Raw genomic sequence first — 20613 nt, 5'->3', positions numbered from 1 at the left:
TTGGCGGGTTTCTCTGTCGTTATCGCAAGGCGGTGATGACGCCGTTCTCGTCTACCTTGGCGCCATAAGACAACTTGGACAGCCGGGCCAGCAGCAGCTGCGCGCTCGTCGGTTCCATCGGTCCCGGCTGCGAATCGGTCGCGTACATCGGATCGAACTTCAGCCCGCACTCGCCTTTGGCGTTGCACTTCGCGGTCAGCACGCCGGTCTCCTGCGTCAGGGACGGCTTGACGGGCGTCGTGAACACGAAGTTGCCCAGGCTGTATGCGATCCATTTCCCTTTGTACGCCTCAAAGCCTTGCAGCACGTGGGGATGGCTCCCGATGACGAGATCGGCCCCCGCGTCGATGAGCGTGTGCCCGACGTTCGTCTGAACGTCGATCGGGCGGTCCATGCGTTCTTTGCCCCAGTGGACCATCACGACGACGAGATCCGCCACTTCCTTCGCGGACCGAATCGCGGCTACCGTACGCGTCGTATCGTAGGTCTCGGCGACGCCCGGATGGTTGCGGTCCGCCTTCCAGGAGATGTCGGGCACGACGTTCGATACGCCGATGTAGGCGACGCGGATCCCGCCACGCTCCAGAATCGCGGGCGTGAATGCCTCCTTGTCGTCGGCGCCGGAGCCCATATGCTGCAGCCCGGCGTCGTCCAGCGCGTCCATCGTGTCCCGGAGTCCTATCCAGCCTTGGTCTAGCGTATGATTGTTTGCGAGGCTTAGCACGTCGAAACCTGCATTTTTCAAGCCGGCAAGATATTCGGGCTTGCCCTTGAACACGAATTGCTTGTTCTCGGCGGGCATACCGCGCTTCGTGATGGGGGCCTCCAGATTGCCCGCCGTGATGTCCGCTCCCTGCAGCGCGTCCTTCGCGAGCGCGAAGGGGTAATCGACGCCCCTCCGCTCGATGAGTTCGCCGACGCGCGACGCGGGCAGAATATCGCCGACGAAGGCCAGCGATACGGTCGTGCCTTCCGGCGCCGGGGTCGCTTCGCCGTTCCCGTCCTCCGAAGGAGACGGATCGGGCGGAGACGACTCGGAGGCGGACGGCGCCGGCTCGGACGGCGAGCCGAGGTCCGACGGCTGCGCGCCGCCGCCCGGGCTGGCCGCGGGCTTCGGTCCGACGCCGTCCGGCTTCAGCGCGTGCACCGCGTACGCCCCGCCCGCGACCAGCACCGCGAGGAACAGAATCAAGTTGACGTACATCCATCTTCGGGCGCGTTTGCGCGTCTTCTGCCGCGACCGAGTGCGGGAATAAGGCATGAATTCGAGTCCCTCCGTATCCACTTCATGCCGGTAATTATACCATAACCGGGGGGATCTAAAAGGTTACTTTTTCCTACAATTGGGTTCCTCCAGCCCAAACAAGGCGGCAGTGAGGTAGATTTTTCTGCACATCGGCGTAATTGCCGAAGATCAGCTGCATGTGAGGTAGTTTTTACTGCACATCGGCGCGTTTGCCGAAGTTCAGCTGTAAGTGAGGTAGATTTTTCTGCACATCGGCTCGTTTGTCGAAGTTCAGCTGCATGTGAGGTAGTTTTTACTGCACATCGGCGCGTTTGCCGAAGTTCAACTGCAGGTGAGGTAGTTTTTACTGCACATCGGCGCGTTTGCCGAAGATCAGCTGCAGGTGAGGTAGTTTTTACTGCACATCGGCGCGTTTGCTCGGGTTGGTTGTCTCCAACCAACCTATAGAACCCCCGCCCCGCGACAGCGTCGTGGGGCGGGGGTTCCCGTGCCCGATCTGGGCCTACTCGCAGGCGTGCTCGAATTTGATATTAGCCTTTGCGGGGAAACTCGCCGATCGTGACGGGCTGCCGGCCTTGCGCCGCCAAGCGTCCGGACAGGACGCCCGCCGCCGCGGTCATCATCGTCGGCTTGTTCTCGTACGTGCATAGGTAGACGGGGACGGCCGTCGTCTCCAGCAGATCGTACGGCGTCCGGGTCGCGACCAGCGCGACCGTCTTGCCTTCGAGGTCGCCCAGCGCGCGGATGAGCTGCACCTGACGCGCGCAGAATGCGGCGTCGTAGGCGGCGAATACGATCGTATCCGCGCTCGCCGCGGCGGCCAGCACGTCGTCAGACTCTTCCGGCGTCGGGTCCAGACCGACGCGCTTCTCGGTCACGGCGTACCCTTCGGCCGCGAGCGCCGCGCCGAGCGTCCAAGCCTGCCGGATGACCTCGATGACCTCCGTGCCGCGGCGCGCTTCCGCCCAGACGACGAGCGTCTGTCCGTCCCGCTTCAGCGGCAGCCGTTCGCCGCCCTTGACGACGGTCACGGCTTTCTCGCTCAGCCCCCGGGACACTTCGCCCGCGCGCTCGCGGTTCGGCGCGACCGGCAGCGCATCCGCGAACAGGCCGCGCTTCTCCTTCAGCTCCCATACCCGGCGCACGGCGTCGTCGATCCGCGATGCCGGGATCTCGCCCGTCAGCACCGCCTCGTAGACCGCTTCGAGCGCGGCGATCTGGCGCTCCAGCCGGTGGCTGACGAGGATCAGGTCCGCGCCTCCCTTGACGGCTTCGACCGCCCCCCGCGCGACCCCGATCGTCTCGGAGACGGCGTTCATCTCCAAGCAATCGGTCACGATGACGCCTTCATAGCCCAGCTGCTCCCGCAGGAGGCCGGTCAGGATGCGGCGCGACAGCGTCGCCGGCACCTTGTCCGGCTCGTAGGCCGGGAAGACGACGTGCGCGGTCATGATCGCATCTACCCCTACGGCGATGGCGGCGCGGAACGGCAGCAGCTCGACCGCGTCCAGCCGGTCCCGCCCGTGCGGCACGACCGGCAGCTCGTAGTGGGAGTCCGACGCCGTGTCGCCATGCCCCGGGAAGTGCTTCGCGACCGCCGCGACGCCGCTCTCCTGGTAGCCGCGAATCTGAGCTTCGCCGAGCACCGCCACGGCCTGCGGATCTTCGCCGTACGAACGGACGCCGATGACCGGATTGCGCGGATTGTTGTTCACGTCGAGGCAGGGCGCGAAGTTCACGTTCACCCCGATCTCGCGCAGCTCCGCGCCCGCCCACTTGGCCCCCTCGTAGGCGAGCTCCGCGTCCGCCGCGGCGCCGACCGCCATGTTGCCGGGCATGACCGTGACGCCTTCTTCCAGCCGGACGACCATGCCCCCTTCCTGGTCGACGGACGTGAAAAGCGGCACCTCGGCACGGGACTGCAGCGAAGCGGACAGCGCCGCCACCTGCCGCGCGTCCTTCAGATTGCGGCGGAAGTAGACGATCCCTCCCAAGCCGTATTCCTCGATCAGCTTCACGATACCCTCGGTCGGCTCATACCCGTCGAATCCGCAGAGAAAGAGCTGTCCGATCTTGCGCTTCAGATCTAATTGCGTCCAGTCCGCCGCTTTGTTCGTCATGTGCGAATCTCCTTCTCCATCCATTCGGTTAATATCGTTTGATCCGTCAGGCTTTGGGCTTGTTCGCGATATTCGGACGGGAGCAGCCCGGTGTACTTGCTGAACACCCGGGTGAAGTACCGCCGCTCGACATAGCCGACCATCTGGCCGATCGCCGTGATGCTCTTGTCGCTGATGGCGAGCAGCGACTTGGCCATCTCCATCCGCTGCTTCGTCACGTACTCTACGAACGTCTCGCTGAAATGCTGCTTGAAGAGCAGGCTGAAATAACTACCGCTGATGCCGAGATAGTCGGCCAGCGTATCGATGCAGAGATCGGAAGACAGATTCCGTTCGATGTAGTCTTTGGCGGACAGCATCAGGACGTCGCTCGTCTTTTTCTTCATGACGCTCTCGATCGAGCGGTCGACGAGCCGGTTGATGACCGCGAGCGTCTCCCGGATGCCCGGATTCCGGTCGAGCTGGCTCCAGAACGCAGCCTCGTCCTCCGGTCCGATCACGTCCATGGCCCGCATCTCGCGCAGCAGATGGAGGCACAGATAGTGCAAGATCGGCTGCACTCGCTCATAAGAAGCGTCCGGCAGCTGGCGGAAGCTCTCGTTCAGCTCCCGCAGCGAGGCCTCGGTCTTGCGGCGGTCGCACCGCTTCAGCCCCGTCACCATCTCCTCGATCCGGTCCCATAGGCGCTGCGAGGCGTCCTGCTGTCCTTTCGCTTTCTCGGGGACGATGATCGCCTCTTCCTGCCCTGCGTTCAGGCTGAGCGAACGCTGCAGGTGCTTGTAGATGCGGGCGAGCCGCTCGAGCGATACCGGGGCCGGATGGAGCGCCACGCGGATATTCAGCTTCAGGAATCGCGCCACCGCTTCCCGGAGCCGGGTTCCCCAGCCCTCGCATTCGTCGCGGTCGAACGATTCGGGCGGAATCCGTTCGATCAGCACGCACCACTCCCCGCTGCGGACCTGCAGCACGGAGTAGGGAATCTCGAGCAGCGCGAGATTCTCCTGTAGGATGTTATGGACGGCGAAATTCCACAGCTTGCGCTCCTTTTCGTCCCAATTACGTTCTTTCTTCGAGTAATCCGCCACGTCGACCAGCATCATGGCGAACGTCAAGTCCTCGCCGGAGAGCTCGTGCAGCTTGAGGAACGGCTTCGCCGAGCTCCCGCCGATGTCGATGAGCAAGTCGTAGAGCACCTTCTCGTAAGCCAGGTGGAACACCTGCCGCCACTCGCGCTGGATCGTCTGCTGCTCCGCCTTGCGCTCGCGGATGCCTTCGGCCAGCCGGCTGATCGTCTGCGCCAGTTCGTCGTAGTCGATCGGCTTCAGGATGTAGTCCCGGACTTCGTAACGGATGACCGAGCGCACGTAGCTGAAGTCCTGATAGCCCGTCATCATGATGACCTCGGCGTCGGAGTGCATGTCGCGCAGCGCGCCCAGGAATTCGATGCCGTCCATGACCGGCATGCGGATGTCGCACAGGATCAGCTCCGGCCGGTGCGTACGGACGGCTTCGATGGCCTGCTCGCCGTTGCGGGCGGCGCCGACGATCTCGACGTCCAGCTCTTCCCAAGGCACGACCGCCTGCAGGTTCTTCAGAATGTTGATCTCGTCATCCACCAATAGCGCCTTTAGCTTCATCTGTCTCACTCCCCGCTGTCATCGGTATGACGCACTTGATCACCGTGCCTTGTCCGGGCGAGCTGCATAGGAACAAGCCGTAACCCGGTCCATAGTGAATGCGCAGCCGGTCGGATACGTTGCCCACGCCGAGTCCGCGCCGCTCGCCCGTCTCCGGGGACTCCTCGTACATCTGCTCGAGAGACGTCACGCCGCTCAAGGCGAACTTCGCGAGCTGCTCCTCCGGAATGCCGATGCCGTTGTCCTCCACGTAGAAGGCGATATCCCCGTCCTCTTCGCGCGCGCTTACCGTGATCCGGCCCAGGTAGTCGATCCCTTCGAAGCCGTGCTGAATGCTGTTCTCCACGAGCGGCTGCAGCGTGAGCTTCAAGATCGGATAGTGCAGCAGATGGGCGGGCACGTCGATCGCGTAGTCGAACAGCTCCTCGAAGCGGAATTTCTGAATCTCCAGGTAGCTGCGCAGATGCTCCAGCTCCTGCTCGATGCGGATCTCTTCCTTCTGCTGGATGCTGATCCGGAAAATGTTGCCGAGCCGCTGCACCATCTTGCTCACCTTGCGCCCCTCGTTCTGCACGGCCAGGATGTTGATCGACTCTAGCGCGTTGAACAGGAAGTGCGGTTTGATCTGCGCCTGCAGCAGCATCATCTCGGCCTTGCGCTTGCGCCGCTGCTCCTTCGTCACGTCGTCGAGGAGTTCGGACACCCGCCCGACGAGGCTGTTGAAGCCTTTGGCGAGGATGACCGTCTCGTCGTTGCCCTCGACCGGCACGCGCGTCGTCAAGTCGCCGCGCTCCACCCGGCGCATCGCATTCGCTACGCGGACGAAGAAGTTCACGGTCCGGCGGATGAACATCAGGTTGAATACGAGCGCGCAAGCGAGACAGGCCGCCGTGATCAGGACGACCCAACGGAGCATCATCGCCATATCGCCGGACAGGTACTTCCAGTTGGTCACGGTGACGAGCGTCCAATCGCCGGTGCCCAGCCGCTTGATATCTCCCAGATTGTGCACGGAAACGAGGCTCTTCTGGCCGTCGATCGACATCGTCCGCGTCTGGAAGTTGCGCTGCAAGTCCAATTTGCCTTCGTGGTCCAATTCGGTGCGGAAAAGCTGGCCCTCCAGCGTCTTCTTGCTGTCATAGACGACCGTGCCTCCCCGGCCGACGATCAGGTAGCGCCGGTCTTCCCGGCCTTCCGTGTTGTAGAATTCGAAGGTGCGGGCCAGTTCGCTCATCTGGAACCGGATAACCAGAATACCTTGCGATTGCAAGGTGTTAATATCGAGCACCACCCGGATCTGCGTGAACAGATTGTTGATGCCCGTCAGCTCCCGGTCTTCGTTCGGCCCGATCCAGACCGGCGCCCCGTTCTTCTTCAGCACCTCTTGGTAGATCGGGTTGGTCTGCAGATCGCGGATCGGAATCGGCTGATCCTGCACGAAGTCCACGCTGACGACCCGGCCGTTGTTGCGGTACATGGTCACGGACTTGATGCCCGGATACGTGAGCAGCACCCGCCGGGTCAGCTTCTGCTTCTCGACCAGTTCGTCATAGTACATATTGTCCCCGCCGGTCGACTTGCCCCTGTCCGGCACGATGGACTGCTTGACGCTCTCCACGCTGTCCTCCGTCGTCACCCAGAAGTCGGAGAAGTAGTTGGCCTCCTTGATCATGTTGTTCAGGTTGCGGCCGATGGCGTTCATGGACAGCTCCATCTGCTCCGTATACTTCTGTTCGGTTATATGTTGGAAGACCAGATAGGAGACGGTGCCGAGCACGAACAGCGGCAGGATGATGAAGACGAAAAAGGCGGTGAACATGCGTTTGCCCAAGCTCATTGGCGTTGCTTCCTTCCTCTCCTTGTGACTGACTGGCACCAACGATTATAACAGGAAGATTGCCCCGCCATATATTTATTATAAAGAAGTCCCCGGGCGCGGATAAGAACTCATTCGCACAGTCAAGGGATAAAAACGTCTAGTACCTCGGAGCGTAACGGGCCGTTAACGTCAGCATGCCCTAGACAAACGAACAAGCCCCGGGAGAACCCGGGGCTTGGGGGAGAAGCGACTGCAGCGAAAGTCGACGAGGGATACCGGTCAAAGCGAGAGCATGCGATGCGGACGACGAGGGAATCCCGCCGATATTCGGCGAACAAGGCGCGTGCGTGCCATGCTGCAGCGGGCATGATGCTATAGGATTGATGAGACAGACGTTGAGCAGCATCCGACGGCCGGCGTCGCGTCGCGCAGGAAGCCGGGCCCTCTCGCGAACCGTTTAGGCGGTCTGCTCCCGTCCGACCTCCTGCATGCGGCCCTGCGGGCGGTCGTCCCGTTTCTTGCGGACCAGGAAGCCGAACGGGATCGCGAGCAAGGCGATGAGCGTAGCCGCCATGAAGACGTCGTTTACGCCCATCGTGTAGGCGAGCAATTGGATCGGCTGCGCTTGCTGGCCCGCGGCGGCCAGATGCGCGGCATGGTCCGTCGCGTGCGACACGAGCAGCGAGGTGAAGAGCGCGATGGCAAACGAGCCGCCGACGTTGCGCACCCAGTTCGTGACGGACGAGGCGTGTCCCGAGAGCGCCGGCTTGATGTCTTCCATGCCGGCCGTGCTGGTCGCCGAAGCCGCGAACGAGACGCCGATGTTGCGTACGGTCATCCAGAGAATAATGTACGCGTGGGATGCGCCTACGCTGAGTTGGGTCAGCGCGTAGCTGCCGATCAGGATCAGCGCGAGGCCGCCGACCGTCGGCCAAAGCGGTCCGAGACGCGCGTACAGCTTGCCCGCGAGCGGCATGGTAAGCGCCATGACGAGCGACGCCGGGAGCATGATGATCCCCGTATCCAGCGGGGTGATGTGCTGCACGTTCTGCAGGAACAACGGAACGAGCAGCGTCCCCGAGTAGAGGCTGATCGTGATGATCGTGCTCGACACGAGCGTAAAAGTGAACCGCCGGCTGCGCAGCACCCGAAGATTAAGCAGCGGTTCCTTCGCGCGCAGTTCCCGGACGACAAACAAGATTAGCGTCAGCAAACCGAGCGCCAACAAACCAAGCGTTTTCCAGGACGTCCAGCCCCATTGGCGGCCTTCGCTTAGCGCGACGAGCAGGGACGCGCTGCTGATCACGACTGCGGCGAGTCCCGATTTGTCCAGCGATTTGCCGCCGGCCCCGACCCGATAGTCGGGAATCATCCACAGGATGAATACGATGGCGATGACGCCGATGGGCAGATTCATATAGAACAGCCATTTCCAACTGAAGTTCTGGATCAGCCAGCCGCTGATCGTCGGACCGAACGCGGGCGCCAGCATGGCCGACAGCATCCAGATGCTGACGGCAAACGCTTGCTTCTCCCGCGGCATGATCTGGAAGATGATCGTCATCGTCGCGGGGAGCACCAGGCCGCTGAACGCGCCTTGCGCGATTCGGAAGGCGATGAGCGACGCGTCGCTCCAAGCGAGCGCGCAGAGCAGCGATGTCGCCGTGAAGCCGATCATCGCGAACAAATAGACTTTCTTATAACCGAAACGATCTCCCAGCCAGCCCGTCAGCGGAGCGACGACGCCGAGAGAGAGCATGAATCCCGTCAGCACCCACTGGATCGTATTCAAGCTCGCATGGAAGTCATCCATGAGCAAAGGCAGGGCGATGTTGATCGTGCTAATGCCAAGTATGCTTAGGAACGAACCGAAGAAGATGGCTGCCATGATCGGCCAGAAGCGCACTTGCCTGTTCTCATTCGTCGTACTCATGATTCTCTCCCTCATCCTTACGGATCTCTATTTGGTGAAACGATCATACAACAGAATTTGAACAATGTAAACTACTTTAGTCAATATCAGTATAGTTCGTACAAATCGTTTACCTTTCCGGTCGATTTGTTTATACTGAAGGGAAGAAGGAGTGTGCGACGTCATGAAAAGCGAAGATCAAGCGAACGCGAGTTGGCGGTATACCGATCCGGCCTGCAAACGCAAGCTCGCAGCCAAGCTGCTTCATCCGATGAAGTCGGTCGGGTTCCAACAACTGCGGATGGACGACTTCGCCAAGCATATGGACATCTCCAAAGCGACTTTATATAAATACTTCAGCTCCAAGGACGAGATCATCGAGATGCTCGTGCAGATGTTCATCGATCTGGTCATCGAGAAGGACCAAGCGGAGCTCCCGGACGACAAGGTGTCCTACGCCGACCGGTTCCAGCAATCGTTCGCCCGCACGCTGCACATCGCCAACTACGGCAACGACCCGTTCATGAACGACCTCCGGGAAGGGTATCCAGCGTTCTATGCGATGTTGAACGCGTCGATCGGCAGCCGGAACGAGCGGCTTCGGACGTTCTACGAGAACGGGATGGACGACGGGGTGTTCAACCGGTTGAACGCGAATCTGATCATTCTGCAGGACGAGATGATGTTCCGCCATCTGATCGATCCGTCCTATCTCATGAAGCACCATCTAACGCTGTCCGCCGCTTTATCGGACTATTATCAGATCAAGAAGCTGCAGCTGTTCCGTCCGGAAGCCTTCGCGCAGGTGAACGACGAGCCGATGAACGAGAAGCTGGCCTATCTGGTGCAGAAGATTACGTACGGCGTGGCTTGAGCGGTTGGGGAACGCGTTCTAGATGGAGAAGTCACTTCGGGTTTGCTTGTGGACGCGCGTAGGTGAAAAAGCTAGATAGTTGTTGTTGGCGGTTGGCCGGATTTTAGACGGTTAAAAGGGCCTATTCGGCGCCATGACGCGTGGTTCGCGGGAATAAGACGGTTTTTCCGGATTATACAGTGCCATGACGTGTGGTTCGCGGAAATAAGTCGGTTTCTCCGGCTTAAACTGCGCCATGACGTCTGGTTCGCGGGAATAAGACGGTTTCTCCGGCTTCATTCGCAGAAACGCGACTGGATCGCGGATGACCGCTTTTGCGGCTCAACACCCGCAATCACAAAAAAAAGGAGCAATGCCTCAAAGGCATTGCTCCTTTTTTTTGAAGCAACGTCACCGGCTGCCGCTCATGCGCGCAGCGCCAGCAGCTGCTCGGCCGCCTCGCGGCCCTGCTCCACGCAGTCCGGCAGGCCGACGCCGCCGAAGGCGTGGCCGGTGGCGAGCACGCCGGGCAAACGCTCGGCCAAACCCGCGCGGAACGCCGCGATCCGGTCGACGTGCCCGACCGGATACTGCGGCATCGAGTGACGGAGGCGCGTAATCTCGACGAACGCGGGCTCGGCGGCAAGCCCCATCAGCTCGCGGAGATCCCGCTTGACCGCGGCTGACATCTCCTCGTCCGTCAGCTCGACGCCCGACTCGTCGCCGGCCCAGCCCACGTAGCAGCGGATGAGCCGCTTGCCTTCGGGCGCCGTGTGCTTCCACTTGGAAGAGGTCCAAGTGCTGGCCGTAATGGTCCGGCCTTCCGAATGCGGCACCAGGAAGCCTGAGCCGTCCAGCTTGTGGTTGAACTTGCGCTCGTCCTCATAGGCGAATACCACGTTCGCGACGGAGACGTAGCGGATCGCCTCCAGCGCGCCAACGTCGCTATGCGGCGCCAGCAGCGGCGCCGTCGCGAAGGCCGGCAGCGCGAACAGCACCGCGTCGGCGTCTAATGTCGCGCCGTCCGCCAAGCGCAGGCGATATGCGCCTTCCGCTCCCCGAACCCCTGCCGGGCCGATCGCTCCCGCCCCGCCGGACAAGCCGGCTGTTCCGGCTTCGCTAGATGTGCCAGTCGTTCGGGATCCGTCAGCCAACCCTGCCGTACCGGTTCCGGATACGGTTTCTACAGGCCTCCTCGCATCCGGCGACGCGACGGCAAGCCGCTCCAGCTCCTTGACCCGCGCACTCAGCCGGATCTCCGTGCCATCGTCGCGAAGGCTGGCCTCCAGCGTCTCGATGAGCGTGGACAGGCCGTTCCGGAACGTCAGGAACGCCGTCGGCGGCACGCTCGCGCCGCCTACCGCCTCGGACCGGGCGGCCGCGGCCTTGGCGCCGGCTGCCGGAGCCGACAGCCGCGCCTCCATCATGCCGCGGATGACGCTGCCGTACCGGCGCTCCATGTCCGCGAATTGCGGGAAGGTCGCCGCCAAACTCAGCGTATAGAGATCGCCGGCATGGATGCCCGCCAGCAGCGGCTCTGCGATCCGCTCGACCATCTCCTTGCCAAGTCGGCGTTCCAGGAACGCGCCGACCGACTCGTCCCCGCCATCCGCGCGGGGCGGAATGCGGAGCTCGTCGAGCGCCCGCAGCTTGCCGCGCGGCGATACGACGCTCGTGCGCGCGAAGGCCCCCAGCTCGTTGGGGATGCCGAGGTTCATGCCCTTCGGCATCGGCACCAGCTTGCCGCCATGGCCGAGATAGGTCTTCACGGCGGCCGGGTTCGTGCCGACCAGCTCGCCGAGCAGCCCGAGATCGCGCGCCAGATGCAGCATCGGCAGCTTCCTGCCGAGGAAAGAGTCCGGTCCGCGCTCGATGACGAAGCCGTCCCGGCGCAGCGTATTCACCTTGCCTCCGAGCCGATCCGACGCTTCGAGCACCGTCACCCGGACGTCACGCCCGAGCTGCCCGCCCAGCCGGTTCAAATAAAAAGCGGCGCTGAGGCCGGTGAGCCCGCCGCCGACAATCGCGACACGCAGCCCGTTCCCGCTCATACGCCGCCCTCCTTTTCGCCCGCTGCGGAACCCGCCATGTCGTTCGCCGCCATGACCGTTTCCGCCAGCGCTTGCATGTACCGTCCGTCGTCGTTCAGCATGTCGATCCGCTCGAGGCGGATGCCCAGCTCCTCCGCCCGGCGCTTCGCCTCCAGATCGATATCGTAGAGCACCTCGAGATGATCCGACACGAAGCCGACGGGCGTCACGAGCACCGCGCGCACGCCTTCTTTGGCGAGCGTCTCCAGCGTCTCGAGAATATCCGGTCCGAGCCAGGGCTGTCCCGTCTGGCCCGCGCTCTGCCAAGTGAACTGCCAGCGCTTCACGCCGGCCGCCTCCGCCACCGCGCGCGACGTCTCCAGCAATTGATCCTGGTAAGGATCGTTCATCTCCAGAATTCGCGCCGGCAGGCTGTGCGCGCTGAACAGCACGAGCGCTTCCTCCCGCTCGCCGCCCAGTTTCGCCAGACCGTCCTTTACCCGCTGCTCCAGCGCCGAGATGAGCGCAGGGTGCAGGTGGTAGCTCTCGATCGCGGCGAACGAGATGCCGCGTTTGTCCGCCTCTTCCTTCGCACGCTTCATGTAGCCGCCAACGCTCATGGAGGAATATTGCGGCGTCAGCACGATGCCGATCGCTTGCGCGATGCCGTCCTCCGCCATCGCCGCGATGCCGTCCTCGATGAACGGTGCGGCATGCTTCAGCCCTTGGTAGCAGACGTACTTGCCTGCGCCCGCCGTCTCGTCCAGCGTCCGCTGCAGGGCGTCCGCTTGACGGTTCGTATTCTCGCGGAGCGGGAAGACGCCGCCCACGATGGCGCGATAGCGCGAAGTCAGATCTTCGAGCTGCTCGGCCGTCGGCGGATGCCCCCGGCGAATATGCGTATAGTAAGCTTCTACGCCGTCCAGACTCTCCGGCGTTCCGTAGGACATGACAAGCACGCCAATAGCGCGATTCGTTCCGCTCACAACGACACCTCCGGGGATGATAGCTTCTGCTGCGAGTATTCGTGCACGTAAGCGGTCAGCTCCCGGAGCTTGTCCAGGGAAGCTTCCGGATACAATCCGTGGCCCAGGTTAAAAATGAAACCGGGCTCCCGCACGCCTTCGTCGATCAGACGGCGCGCACGCTCCTGGATGACATTCGTCGGCGCGGTCAAGACGTACGGGTCAAGGTTGCCCTGTACGGCGAACCGTCCGCCTGTGCGGCGGCGGCCTTCCGCGAGCGGCACGCGCCAGTCGAGGCCGACGACGTCGGCCCGGAGGTCGGATAGCAGCGGCAGCAGCTCGCCGGAGCTGACGCCCGGGAAGTAGATCTTCGGCAGGTCCAGATCCGCGATCCGGGCGAAGATGCTCTCCACGTGAGGCTGCACGAACTCGGCGAAATCATGCGGCGCCAGCGCCCCGACCCAGCTGTCGAACAGCTGGACGGCCTTCGCGCCCGACGCGGCATGCGCTCGCAAGTAAGTCGCGGCCATGTCGGCGAGTTTGCCCATCAGCTTGTGCCAGGTGTCCGGTTCGCCGTACATGAGCGCCTTCGTGTTCATATACGACTTGGAAGGGCGCCCTTCCACGATGTAGCTGGCGAGCGTGAACGGCGCGCCCGCGAAGGTGATCAGCGGCACGTCGAGCTCCCGGTCCAGGATGCGGATCGTCTCCAGCACGTGCCCGAGGTCGCCTTCCGCGTCGATCGGCTTCAACCGGTCGACGTCGGCGGCCGAACGGACGGGATTGTGGATGACGGGACCGATATCTTTGACGATGTCGAAGTCGATGCCGATCGAGGCGACCGGATTCATGATGTCGGAATATAGAATCGCCGCGTCGACGCCCAGCTTCCGCACGGGCATCATCGTCACTTCCGCGGCGAGCTCCGGCTGCCGGCAGATTTCGAGCAGCGAATATTTCTCTTTGATTTTCCGGTAGTCGGGGTCGTACCGTCCTGCCTGGCGCATATACCAGACGGGCACCCGGTCGACGGGCTCGCGGCGGCAAGCGCGCAAGAAGCGGTCGTTCATCGTGCAGCGTCCCCTTTATGTCGTAGATTAACGAGATCCGATACGATCGTTCTGTCTCATTATGCCCTTTTTGGTTGGCACCCACAACCTTCCATGCCCCGCGGAGTATGACAATCCTATGACAAACGGCGCATCCATGGGACCGAAGACGTTCGGGCCTTCGCGCTGCGTATGCTATACTGTTACCGTTTGGGCAATTCTGGAACCAAGGAGGACCACGCGCATGCAACGTTGGAAAGTGAACCTGGCCGTGCTGTGGTTCGGCAACTTCCTGGTCATGGCCGGCATGACGATGATTACGCCGTTCCTATCGCTCTATCTCCAGCAAGATCTCGGCGTCAAGGGCGAACACGAGATCGGCGTCTGGGCGGGCTTCATCTTCGCGGCGAACTTCGTGACCTCCTTTTTCTTTCAACCGTTGTGGGGCAAGCTGTCGGACCGCTACGGCCGGAAAGTGATGCTGCTCCGCTCGGGCTTCGGGATGTCGATCGTCATGGTGCTGATGGGCTTCGCCTCGACGCCGCTGCACCTCTTGCTCCTCCGGATGTTGAACGGCGTCATCTCCGGCTTCTCGCCCGCAGCCGTCTCGCTCGTCTCCGCGACGACGCCGAAGGAGAAGATGGGCTTCGCCATGGGCACGCTCCAATCCGGCGGTACGGCGGGCGCCATCCTCGGACCGCTGATCGGCGGTTTGATGGCCGATACGTTCGGCTACCGGCCGATCTTCTACATTACCGGCACGCTGTTGTTCCTCGCGTCCACCGTCTCCTGGATGCTGGTCAAGGAGAACTTCGACCGCGCCGCCGCGCGGACCGCGCCGAACGTCAGCTTGGCCGCCGGACTGAGAGCCCTCACGAAGATTCCGCAGCTTCCCGCGCTCTTCACGGTGACGTTCCTCATCCAGTTCGCCATGCTGAGCCCGATGACGCTGATCCCGATCTACGTCCATCATCTGCACGGCACGACGGAGAATCTGGCTTTCTGGTCCGGCTTCGTCGGATCCGTGACGGGATTCTCCAACATGGTGTGCGCGCCCATCCTCGGCCGCTTCAGCGACCGGTACGGCGCGCCCAAGATTCTGATCTTCTCCCTGCTGGGAGCGGGGATCATGTTCATCCCGCAAGCGTTCGTCGGCAGCGTCGGCCAACTGCTCGTCAGCCGGTTCTTCCTCGGCTGCTTCGTCGGCGGGCTGATCCCGACGGTGAACGCGCTCATCCGGCGGTACGCGCCGGACAGCAAGGTGAGCATGGCGTTCGGCTTCAACAGCAGCTCGCTCGCGCTCGGCAACATGGTCGGGCCGGTCGTCGGCGGCGCCCTGTCGGGCTTCATCGGCATCCAGGGGTTGTTCCTCGTTTCGGCCGCCGCGCTTCTCGCGACCGCCGCCTGGACGACGCTGACGCTGCAGCGCCGTCCGGCCGGCATGTCGTCCGGCGGATAGTCGCCGCGCTCGAAACGGGGCAGCCGCCCTGCGTACGCGAGACCGGCCCGTCGGCTGCCTGTGCGAACGCTGGCCGTCGCCCGATGCGTGCCCGGAGCTGGCCCCTAGCGCACCATGGCGAGCGCAAGACCGTCGTAGGCGGGCAGATGGGTGCTTAAGAGCCGCGGATCGGTCGCGATGACGCGATTGAATTCGCGGACCGCGAGCACCGCCGGCCCCTGCTTGTCCGGGTTCAGCGTCCGGCCGCGCAGCAGCGTGTTGTCGGCCGCGATGATCGCGCCGGGGTTCGCGAGGCGGATCGACCGCTCCAGGTAGTTCAAGTAGTTCTCCTTGTCCGCGTCGATGAAGAACAGATCGAAGCGGCGCCCCTCTTCCTCCAGCCGCGTCAGACTCTCGAGCGCGGCGCCCACGATCATCTCGGCGCGGTCGCCGTAACCGGCCGCAGTCACGTTCGCGAGCGCGAGCGCCGCGTAGTCCGGCCGCAGCTCCAGCGAAGTGATCCGCCCGTCCGCCGGCAGTCCCCGGGCGAGGCAGATGCCGCTGTAGCCGGCGAGCGCTCCGATCTCCAGCGCCCGCTTCGCGCCGGTCGCGGCCGCCAGCATCGTGAGCAGCCTCCCGTAGCCGGGCGCGACGGAGATCTCCGGCATCCCCCGGGCCCGTATCGCCTCATTCACCCTCGCTAGATCCGGGTCGGGCGGGAATAAGCTTTCAAGATAAGCATCCGGCGTCATATCCATGTTCATCGACAACTCCTTCGTTCCGATCGCTAACGGCCGATCGGATCCATGCTTCCATTTTACCGAATCTCCGGCCAAGTCCCAACCTCCATCCTCCCGCCTTCGCTCGTTTTTTACGCTATCAACCTTTCCTCTATCCGCCCTATGGATGCCGCCGTTTCCGACGCCCATCTTCAACGTTTACGCCCCCAAGCTTCATTTATTACTTAATCTTACGCGATGCTCCGGGACGATAGATAGAGGATGCACCGCCGTACATGGGACTTCAACGGAATTTATCCCTATTTTGGAGGATTCGCCCTCGCCCCTTTTCCATTTCCTTCAATGGTTTGAAAAAAACCGCCCATTCGCGATATACTAAAATTTGTTTTATGTTTTTACATTGCGTTTACCGTTTCCTGCAACTCCCTTAACACCCGAGGAAACGGTGGAAAGGATGCGTTCGCCATGATCACGCAATTGCAGACCGCGGCGCGCCGCGGCGTTCGCCTGTCAGCGGCCGGTCTGGGTTTGTGGCCTTACTGGGGCGCGATGCTGCTCATCGCGTCGATGCTATACAAACTGAACTGGCTCGACGCCCAATTGGACGTCGGCGGCATGAACCATTGGAAGCGCACGGTGAACCTGGGCGCGATGGTGCTGATTACGTTCTGGACCGTGTGGCTGGGCCGTCGGACTCGCGCCGTCGTACTGACGATACTGGACCTGGTGCTATCCGTCGCCGTGTTCGCCGATCTCGTCTACTTCCGTTATTTCAAAGACTTCCTCTCGGTCCCCGTCCTGCTTCAAGCCGGTCAGGTCAGCTCGCTGGAAGACAGTATCTGGAGCCTCATCCATAAGGGCGACTTCATCTTGTTCGCCGACCTGCCGGTGGCGATCGCCCTGGCCGTATTCGTCCTGTGGCGCTTCCGGCCTTCCCGGGTCCGCGTCCGCGCATACGGCGGCGGATACGAATCCGGGGGCCGGAGATCGCGGGTCGGACTGCTCCTGCGGCTGGCGCTCGGCGCCGCGCTCCTCGCCAGCGGCATCATGATGATCGCTGTTCCCGTGAACACGCAGAAGAACGGCTGGGCGCGAGGACTGTTCGACGGCAACTGGTGGAATATCCCGATCTACAACGTGACCGGCTTGTTCGGCTTCCACGGCTACGACACGTACCGGTACGCCAAGGAGCACTGGCTTGGCGGAGGCGTAACCGAAGCGGAGATCCAGGAAGCGCGCGCTTGGTTCGACGGCCGCAAGCAGCTCCAGACGCAAGCGGAGGCCGAGCCGCTCTTCGGCGCGGCCAAGGGCAAGAACGTCCTGATGATCCAGGCCGAGGCTTTCCAATCGTTCGTCATCGGCCAGTCCGTGAACGGCGTGCCGATCACGCCGAACTTGAACGAATTGATCGGCAAGAGCGCCTACTTCCCGAACTTCTACCACCAGACAAGCCAAGGGCGAACGTCGGACGCCGACTTCCTGACCAGCTGCTCGCTGCATCCGATGCCTTCCGGGTCGGTGTTCATCCGTTTCGCGGACCACGCGTTCGACTGCCTGCCTTCCGTCCTGAACGAACAGGGCTACGATACGACCGTGCACCATGCGTACGACGGCAGCTTCTGGAACCGGAACAACATGTACCACAACATGGATTACGCCAAGTTCTACAACATCAAGGACTTCGACATCGACGAACCGATCGGATGGTCGCTCGGGGACAAATCGTTCCTGCAGCAGACGGTCGATCAGATCAAGGATCGCGGCAAGTCGCCCTTCTACGCTTTCGCGATTACGATTTCCAGTCATCATCCTTTCAACTTGCCGTCTACGGCAACCCAGTTCGATGCGGGCGAATTCTCGGGCACGACGTTCGGGAGCTACCTGCAGGCGGCGCACTACGTGGACGAAGCGGTCGGCGAGCTGGTGGACCGCCTCAAGGAAGAAGGATTGTGGGAGGATACCGTACTCCTGTTCTACGGGGATCACGACAACTCGCTATACGACCTGAAGCCGTACGAGAAGCTGCTCGGGCGCAGCTTGAGCGAGGTCGAGCAGGACGCCAACGTCCGCAAGGTGCCGTTCTTCATTCACTTCCCGAACGATGCGAACGCGGGCGTGAACGAGAAGGCCGTGGGCCAGCTGGATACGACGCCTACGATTATGCAACTGCTCGGCATTCCGATCGGGGACCGCAAGATGATGGGCGTGAGCATGCTGTCGGCGGCCGCGAAGCCGGTCGTGTTCCGCAACGGCGGCTATACCGACGGGGCGAGCTACTACGTCCCCGGCAGCGACGGCGTGCCGGAGCATGGCGCCTGCTACTCGCTCCCCGACGGCAAGGCGACGGATCCCGCCGCATGCCAAGCGGGCCGAGAGGCCGCAAACCTGGAGCTCGCCGTCTCGGACCGCGTCGTCGAGCACAATCTGCTCCCGGACATGCGGTTGGAGAATGCCTCGGAATAAACAAAAAAGATCGCCAGCGAAGGGACGTTCTTGTCCGCGCTGCGCGATCTTTCTTTTATTTTTTCTTCTTGACGTGCTGGCGCGCCTTCTCCACGGCTTCGTCTTCGGACGGCGCGGTGACGTATCTTCCGTTGATGAAGACGAACGCCCGCTTGGCGCACGGTCCGCAATACGACTTGCAGCCGACCCGGATCGTGGCTTCCGGATCGAGCTTCTGCAGCTTGGGCAGCAGCGTCTTCATGCGAACGTGGTTACACTTGTCGCAGATGCGGATATCGTTCAAGCCGCTGACGGGCAGTACCCCTTGTTCCTCAGTGGTCGCCATGATTGCCTTTGCTCGGATTCGTGATGACGAAGCCCTCTTGCGGGAAATACAAGTAATCGATCTTGACGCCGTCGAGCAGCTCTTCGCCTTTGGCCAGCAGCACGTCGATATCTTTATCCGTCGAGACGATCTCGTCGTTCTCCGTCGGTTTGGTCAGATCCAAGCCGTAGTGCGCGTGATCGCCGTGGCTGTGCGTGATCAGCACGCGCAGCTTCAGGTCGGCATTCTCCGGCTTGTCCAGCTCGAGCCGTAGCACCTTCGCGGCATTGCGGGTAATTTTACATTGCATGTCTTCTCACTCCAGTTCTCGAGATCCGATCGGTCGCAGAGACGCATTCGGAAGCATTACATCTATTGTAAAGGCATGCGGCCTGCCGCGCAAGACCGGCAGACCTTGGGGACATCGCCGCGACACGGCGGATCTCCTCTTCGCGGGTTCAGCGCTTCGGCAGACGTTCGAGCGCGTACTTCCTTTCCATCCGGCCGGCGAACCATTGCGCGGCGAATAGCGTTACCGCGATGTCGTCGATCGGCATGAAAGGCATGAAATCGGGCAAGACCCAGTAGAGACCGACAGGCACGAGAAACCAGAGCTTGTCGGCCGTCGGCACTCTCGGCGATCGGAGGATGGTCCATACGCGGGACGGAAGGTGGGTCCACAAGCGTCCCCAGGATCGTTTGCCCATACCTGACTCCCCCTTCGTCATCGAATGACGAAAGTGTTCCCGGAAGCCGGGCATCGCACTCAGGAGGGTAAATCCAGCGCCTCCGTCATCAGCCGGAGCCATTCGTCATACACGTCGTCGAACGACTCGGGCGCCAACGGATTGTGACCGAAGCCGGCTTCGACCGTAAAGCCCGGACGCCGATATCGCTCGATGAACCAATCCTTGAAGCCGGCGTCGCTGCCGGTGAGCTCGACGGGACGATAGCCGGATGCGTGCCCGAGACGGTCCGCCCAGTGCCGCGCCTCCGGCGGCTCGCAGCCGCGGTAGTTCCAGTAGATCTCTTCCCCCTGGGTATGCAGGGCAAGCACCGCATGGAAGTCCATCATCTCCGTGAAGTCCGCGATCGCCCGCGCCTCGGGTTCCGTGAGCGGAGCGCTGCCGCCGTAGTCGCGGGGACCGGGCTCGTGAATCCGCCGCCGCTGCCGCTCTTCTTCCCAATGGGCCGGGAATTGGTCGTTCAGATCGACCCCGCGGACGTTCGCCTTCCAGCGGCGGTAGGAGGCCGATCCGCGGTTCCAAGCGTTCAGCTCCCGATAGAACGGATGGGACGGCGGCGCGCCTTCCTGCACGAGCTCCACGCCGTCCGGATTGAGCATGGGCACGGCCCAAAGCGTGCATTTGCGGAACAGGGCGGCGGCATCCTTGCCCCCGATCGCGCCTCTGCGGCGGCAAGCCCGGCCATAATCCTCGAGGAACCGCATGAGCAGCGCCGACGTGATCCATTCATTGGCATGGCAGGCGGCGTTCACTTGCCAGCGGAAGGCGCCCTCCCCGATCCGAGCGGCATAGATCGGCTTGCCCATGACGCTGCGTCCGATCGTGGTCACCGTGATGAAGGGGAATGCCCGCTTCAGCCGCTGCAAATCCGCCGCCGTTTGGGCCGGCCCGTATTCCGCCTCGACTTGTACGATCCGGTCGGCATGCGGACCGGGGACCTCGAGCACCTGGCCGGCCTCCGGCTGACCTTCCGTCAGGCATGCGTTCAATTCGCGGAGGCGCGCTTCTCCGCAGCCCAGCTTCGCCGCCAGGCTCTCCGTCGTATCGCCCTGCTGTACGACATAGCGCCTCGGCAGCCGGACCGGAATATGGACAAGCTCGCCCTGCACGAGCGGCTCGGATTCGCCGCGCTGCGGATTGACTGCAACGAGGGCGGCGTGCGCCACCCCGTATTGCAAAGCGATGCGGCGGAGCGTGTCCCCGCGCTGCGCCATATGCGATATCGTATTCACCCTTTTTCCTCCCGTTCTCGCCTGTCGTTGTATTCGTTGCCGGGTCCTATTGATCTATG

At 62.5% G+C, this 20613-nt stretch carries 17 protein-coding genes; 3 read left to right on the top strand and 14 right to left on the bottom strand.

Features of this window, described 5'->3' with window-relative positions; genetic code table 11:
* Positions 1-19: 19 nt before the first annotated feature.
* From H7C19_RS24650 to H7C19_RS24630, 5 genes are all read right to left on the bottom strand, one after another.
* On the bottom strand, positions 20-1204 hold the full coding sequence (locus tag H7C19_RS24650) for a CapA family protein (RefSeq protein ID WP_246469747.1): 1185 nt from the start codon (positions 1202-1204) through the stop codon (positions 20-22).
* A 572-nt stretch (positions 1205-1776) separates the two neighbouring features.
* Positions 1777-3366: a beta-N-acetylhexosaminidase gene (gene nagZ / locus H7C19_RS24645; protein ID WP_185671737.1), complete on the bottom strand. Its 1590-nt coding sequence runs from the start codon at positions 3364-3366 to the stop codon at positions 1777-1779.
* Positions 3363-5003 (bottom strand): response regulator, encoded by a 1641-nt coding sequence (locus H7C19_RS24640; protein WP_185671736.1) that lies wholly within the window; start codon positions 5001-5003, stop codon positions 3363-3365. The genes nagZ and H7C19_RS24640 overlap by 4 nt, the downstream gene beginning before the upstream one ends.
* On the bottom strand, positions 4975-6840 hold the full coding sequence (locus tag H7C19_RS24635) for a cache domain-containing sensor histidine kinase (RefSeq protein ID WP_185671735.1): 1866 nt from the start codon (positions 6838-6840) through the stop codon (positions 4975-4977). The genes H7C19_RS24640 and H7C19_RS24635 overlap by 29 nt, the downstream gene beginning before the upstream one ends.
* Positions 6841-7279: 439 nt before the next feature.
* Positions 7280-8755: an MDR family MFS transporter gene (locus H7C19_RS24630; RefSeq protein WP_185671734.1), complete on the bottom strand. Its 1476-nt coding sequence runs from the start codon at positions 8753-8755 to the stop codon at positions 7280-7282.
* Positions 8756-8918: 163 nt separating this feature from the next.
* Here H7C19_RS24630 and H7C19_RS24625 point away from each other — a divergent pair, with 163 nt between their 5' ends.
* Positions 8919-9608, top strand: coding sequence for a TetR/AcrR family transcriptional regulator (locus H7C19_RS24625; RefSeq protein WP_185671733.1), 690 nt, complete (start codon positions 8919-8921; stop codon positions 9606-9608).
* A 111-nt stretch (positions 9609-9719) separates the two neighbouring features.
* Here the strand turns inward: H7C19_RS24625 and H7C19_RS34445 are convergent, their stop codons facing one another.
* The 4 genes from H7C19_RS34445 to hemE form a co-directional block, all read right to left on the bottom strand.
* Complete coding sequence (locus H7C19_RS34445) at positions 9720-9887, bottom strand: hypothetical protein (protein WP_221469461.1); 168 nt, start codon at positions 9885-9887, stop codon at positions 9720-9722.
* Between the two features lie 125 nt (positions 9888-10012).
* Positions 10013-11638 carry a protoporphyrinogen oxidase gene (hemG, locus tag H7C19_RS34985; RefSeq protein ID WP_246469745.1) on the bottom strand — a complete coding sequence of 542 codons (1626 nt, stop codon included), beginning with the start codon at positions 11636-11638 and terminating at the stop codon, positions 10013-10015.
* A complete protein-coding gene (gene hemH, locus H7C19_RS24615; RefSeq protein WP_185671732.1) occupies positions 11635-12603 on the bottom strand; it encodes a ferrochelatase in 969 nt (322 codons plus the stop codon). The genes hemG and hemH overlap by 4 nt, the downstream gene beginning before the upstream one ends.
* The gene (gene hemE / locus H7C19_RS24610) at positions 12600-13652 is read right to left on the bottom strand and encodes a uroporphyrinogen decarboxylase (protein WP_185671731.1); all 1053 of its coding nucleotides are present in this window, start codon (positions 13650-13652) and stop codon (positions 12600-12602) included. The genes hemH and hemE overlap by 4 nt, the downstream gene beginning before the upstream one ends.
* A 223-nt stretch (positions 13653-13875) precedes the next feature.
* Between hemE and H7C19_RS24605 the strand changes: the two genes are divergently transcribed.
* Positions 13876-15090 carry an MFS transporter gene (locus H7C19_RS24605; protein ID WP_185671730.1) on the top strand — a complete coding sequence of 405 codons (1215 nt, stop codon included), beginning with the start codon at positions 13876-13878 and terminating at the stop codon, positions 15088-15090.
* A 104-nt stretch (positions 15091-15194) separates the two neighbouring features.
* Here the strand turns inward: H7C19_RS24605 and H7C19_RS24600 are convergent, their stop codons facing one another.
* Positions 15195-15827, bottom strand: a complete 633-nt coding sequence (locus H7C19_RS24600) for an O-methyltransferase (RefSeq protein WP_185671826.1) — start codon at positions 15825-15827, stop codon at positions 15195-15197.
* A 447-nt stretch (positions 15828-16274) separates the two neighbouring features.
* Between H7C19_RS24600 and H7C19_RS24595 the strand changes: the two genes are divergently transcribed.
* Complete coding sequence (locus H7C19_RS24595; protein WP_185671729.1) at positions 16275-18272, top strand: LTA synthase family protein; 1998 nt, start codon at positions 16275-16277, stop codon at positions 18270-18272.
* 55 nt (positions 18273-18327) lie between these two features.
* Here the strand turns inward: H7C19_RS24595 and H7C19_RS24590 are convergent, their stop codons facing one another.
* From H7C19_RS24590 to H7C19_RS24575, 4 genes are all read right to left on the bottom strand, one after another.
* Positions 18328-18597 (bottom strand): YuzB family protein, encoded by a 270-nt coding sequence (locus tag H7C19_RS24590; protein ID WP_185671728.1) that lies wholly within the window; start codon positions 18595-18597, stop codon positions 18328-18330.
* Positions 18584-18886 carry an iron-sulfur cluster assembly accessory protein gene (locus H7C19_RS24585; protein WP_185671727.1) on the bottom strand — a complete coding sequence of 101 codons (303 nt, stop codon included), beginning with the start codon at positions 18884-18886 and terminating at the stop codon, positions 18584-18586. Before H7C19_RS24585 ends, H7C19_RS24590 begins: the two co-directional genes overlap by 14 nt.
* A 148-nt stretch (positions 18887-19034) precedes the next feature.
* Positions 19035-19283, bottom strand: a complete 249-nt coding sequence (locus H7C19_RS24580) for a hypothetical protein (RefSeq protein ID WP_185671726.1) — start codon at positions 19281-19283, stop codon at positions 19035-19037.
* A gap of 59 nt (positions 19284-19342) precedes the next feature.
* A complete protein-coding gene (locus tag H7C19_RS24575) occupies positions 19343-20554 on the bottom strand; it encodes a M14 family zinc carboxypeptidase (RefSeq protein WP_313731998.1) in 1212 nt (403 codons plus the stop codon).
* Positions 20555-20613 lie beyond the last annotated feature (59 nt).

Origin of the sequence: Cohnella nanjingensis, assembly GCF_014212125.1 — a bacterium.
Classification (GTDB): domain Bacteria; phylum Bacillota; class Bacilli; order Paenibacillales; family Paenibacillaceae; genus Cohnella; species Cohnella nanjingensis.
The sequence above is the reverse complement of the archived record's forward strand: the minus strand, read 5'-3'. Positions and strand labels throughout refer to the sequence as shown.

Bases quoted from the DNA above. Each gene is read 5' to 3' on its own strand.
- hemE (WP_185671731.1), bottom strand. From the start codon at position 13,652: ATGAACGACCGCTTCTTGCGCGCTTGCCGCCGCGAGCCCGTCGACCGG.
- hemG (WP_246469745.1), bottom strand. From the start codon at position 11,638: ATGAGCGGGAACGGGCTGCGTGTCGCGATTGTCGGCGGCGGGCTCACC.
- H7C19_RS24600 (WP_185671826.1), bottom strand. From the start codon at position 15,827: ATGGATATGACGCCGGATGCTTATCTTGAAAGCTTATTCCCGCCCGAC.
- H7C19_RS24640 (WP_185671736.1), bottom strand. From the start codon at position 5,003: ATGAAGCTAAAGGCGCTATTGGTGGATGACGAGATCAACATTCTGAAG.
- nagZ (WP_185671737.1), bottom strand. From the start codon at position 3,366: ATGACGAACAAAGCGGCGGACTGGACGCAATTAGATCTGAAGCGCAAG.
- H7C19_RS24625 (WP_185671733.1), top strand. From the start codon at position 8,919: ATGAAAAGCGAAGATCAAGCGAACGCGAGTTGGCGGTATACCGATCCG.
- H7C19_RS34445 (WP_221469461.1), bottom strand. From the start codon at position 9,887: ATGAAGCCGGAGAAACCGTCTTATTCCCGCGAACCAGACGTCATGGCG.
- H7C19_RS24590 (WP_185671728.1), bottom strand. From the start codon at position 18,597: ATGGCGACCACTGAGGAACAAGGGGTACTGCCCGTCAGCGGCTTGAAC.
- H7C19_RS24635 (WP_185671735.1), bottom strand. From the start codon at position 6,840: ATGAGCTTGGGCAAACGCATGTTCACCGCCTTTTTCGTCTTCATCATC.
- H7C19_RS24580 (WP_185671726.1), bottom strand. From the start codon at position 19,283: ATGGGCAAACGATCCTGGGGACGCTTGTGGACCCACCTTCCGTCCCGC.
- H7C19_RS24595 (WP_185671729.1), top strand. From the start codon at position 16,275: ATGATCACGCAATTGCAGACCGCGGCGCGCCGCGGCGTTCGCCTGTCA.
- H7C19_RS24630 (WP_185671734.1), bottom strand. From the start codon at position 8,755: ATGAGTACGACGAATGAGAACAGGCAAGTGCGCTTCTGGCCGATCATG.
- H7C19_RS24650 (WP_246469747.1), bottom strand. From the start codon at position 1,204: ATGTACGTCAACTTGATTCTGTTCCTCGCGGTGCTGGTCGCGGGCGGG.
- H7C19_RS24585 (WP_185671727.1), bottom strand. From the start codon at position 18,886: ATGCAATGTAAAATTACCCGCAATGCCGCGAAGGTGCTACGGCTCGAG.
- H7C19_RS24605 (WP_185671730.1), top strand. From the start codon at position 13,876: ATGCAACGTTGGAAAGTGAACCTGGCCGTGCTGTGGTTCGGCAACTTC.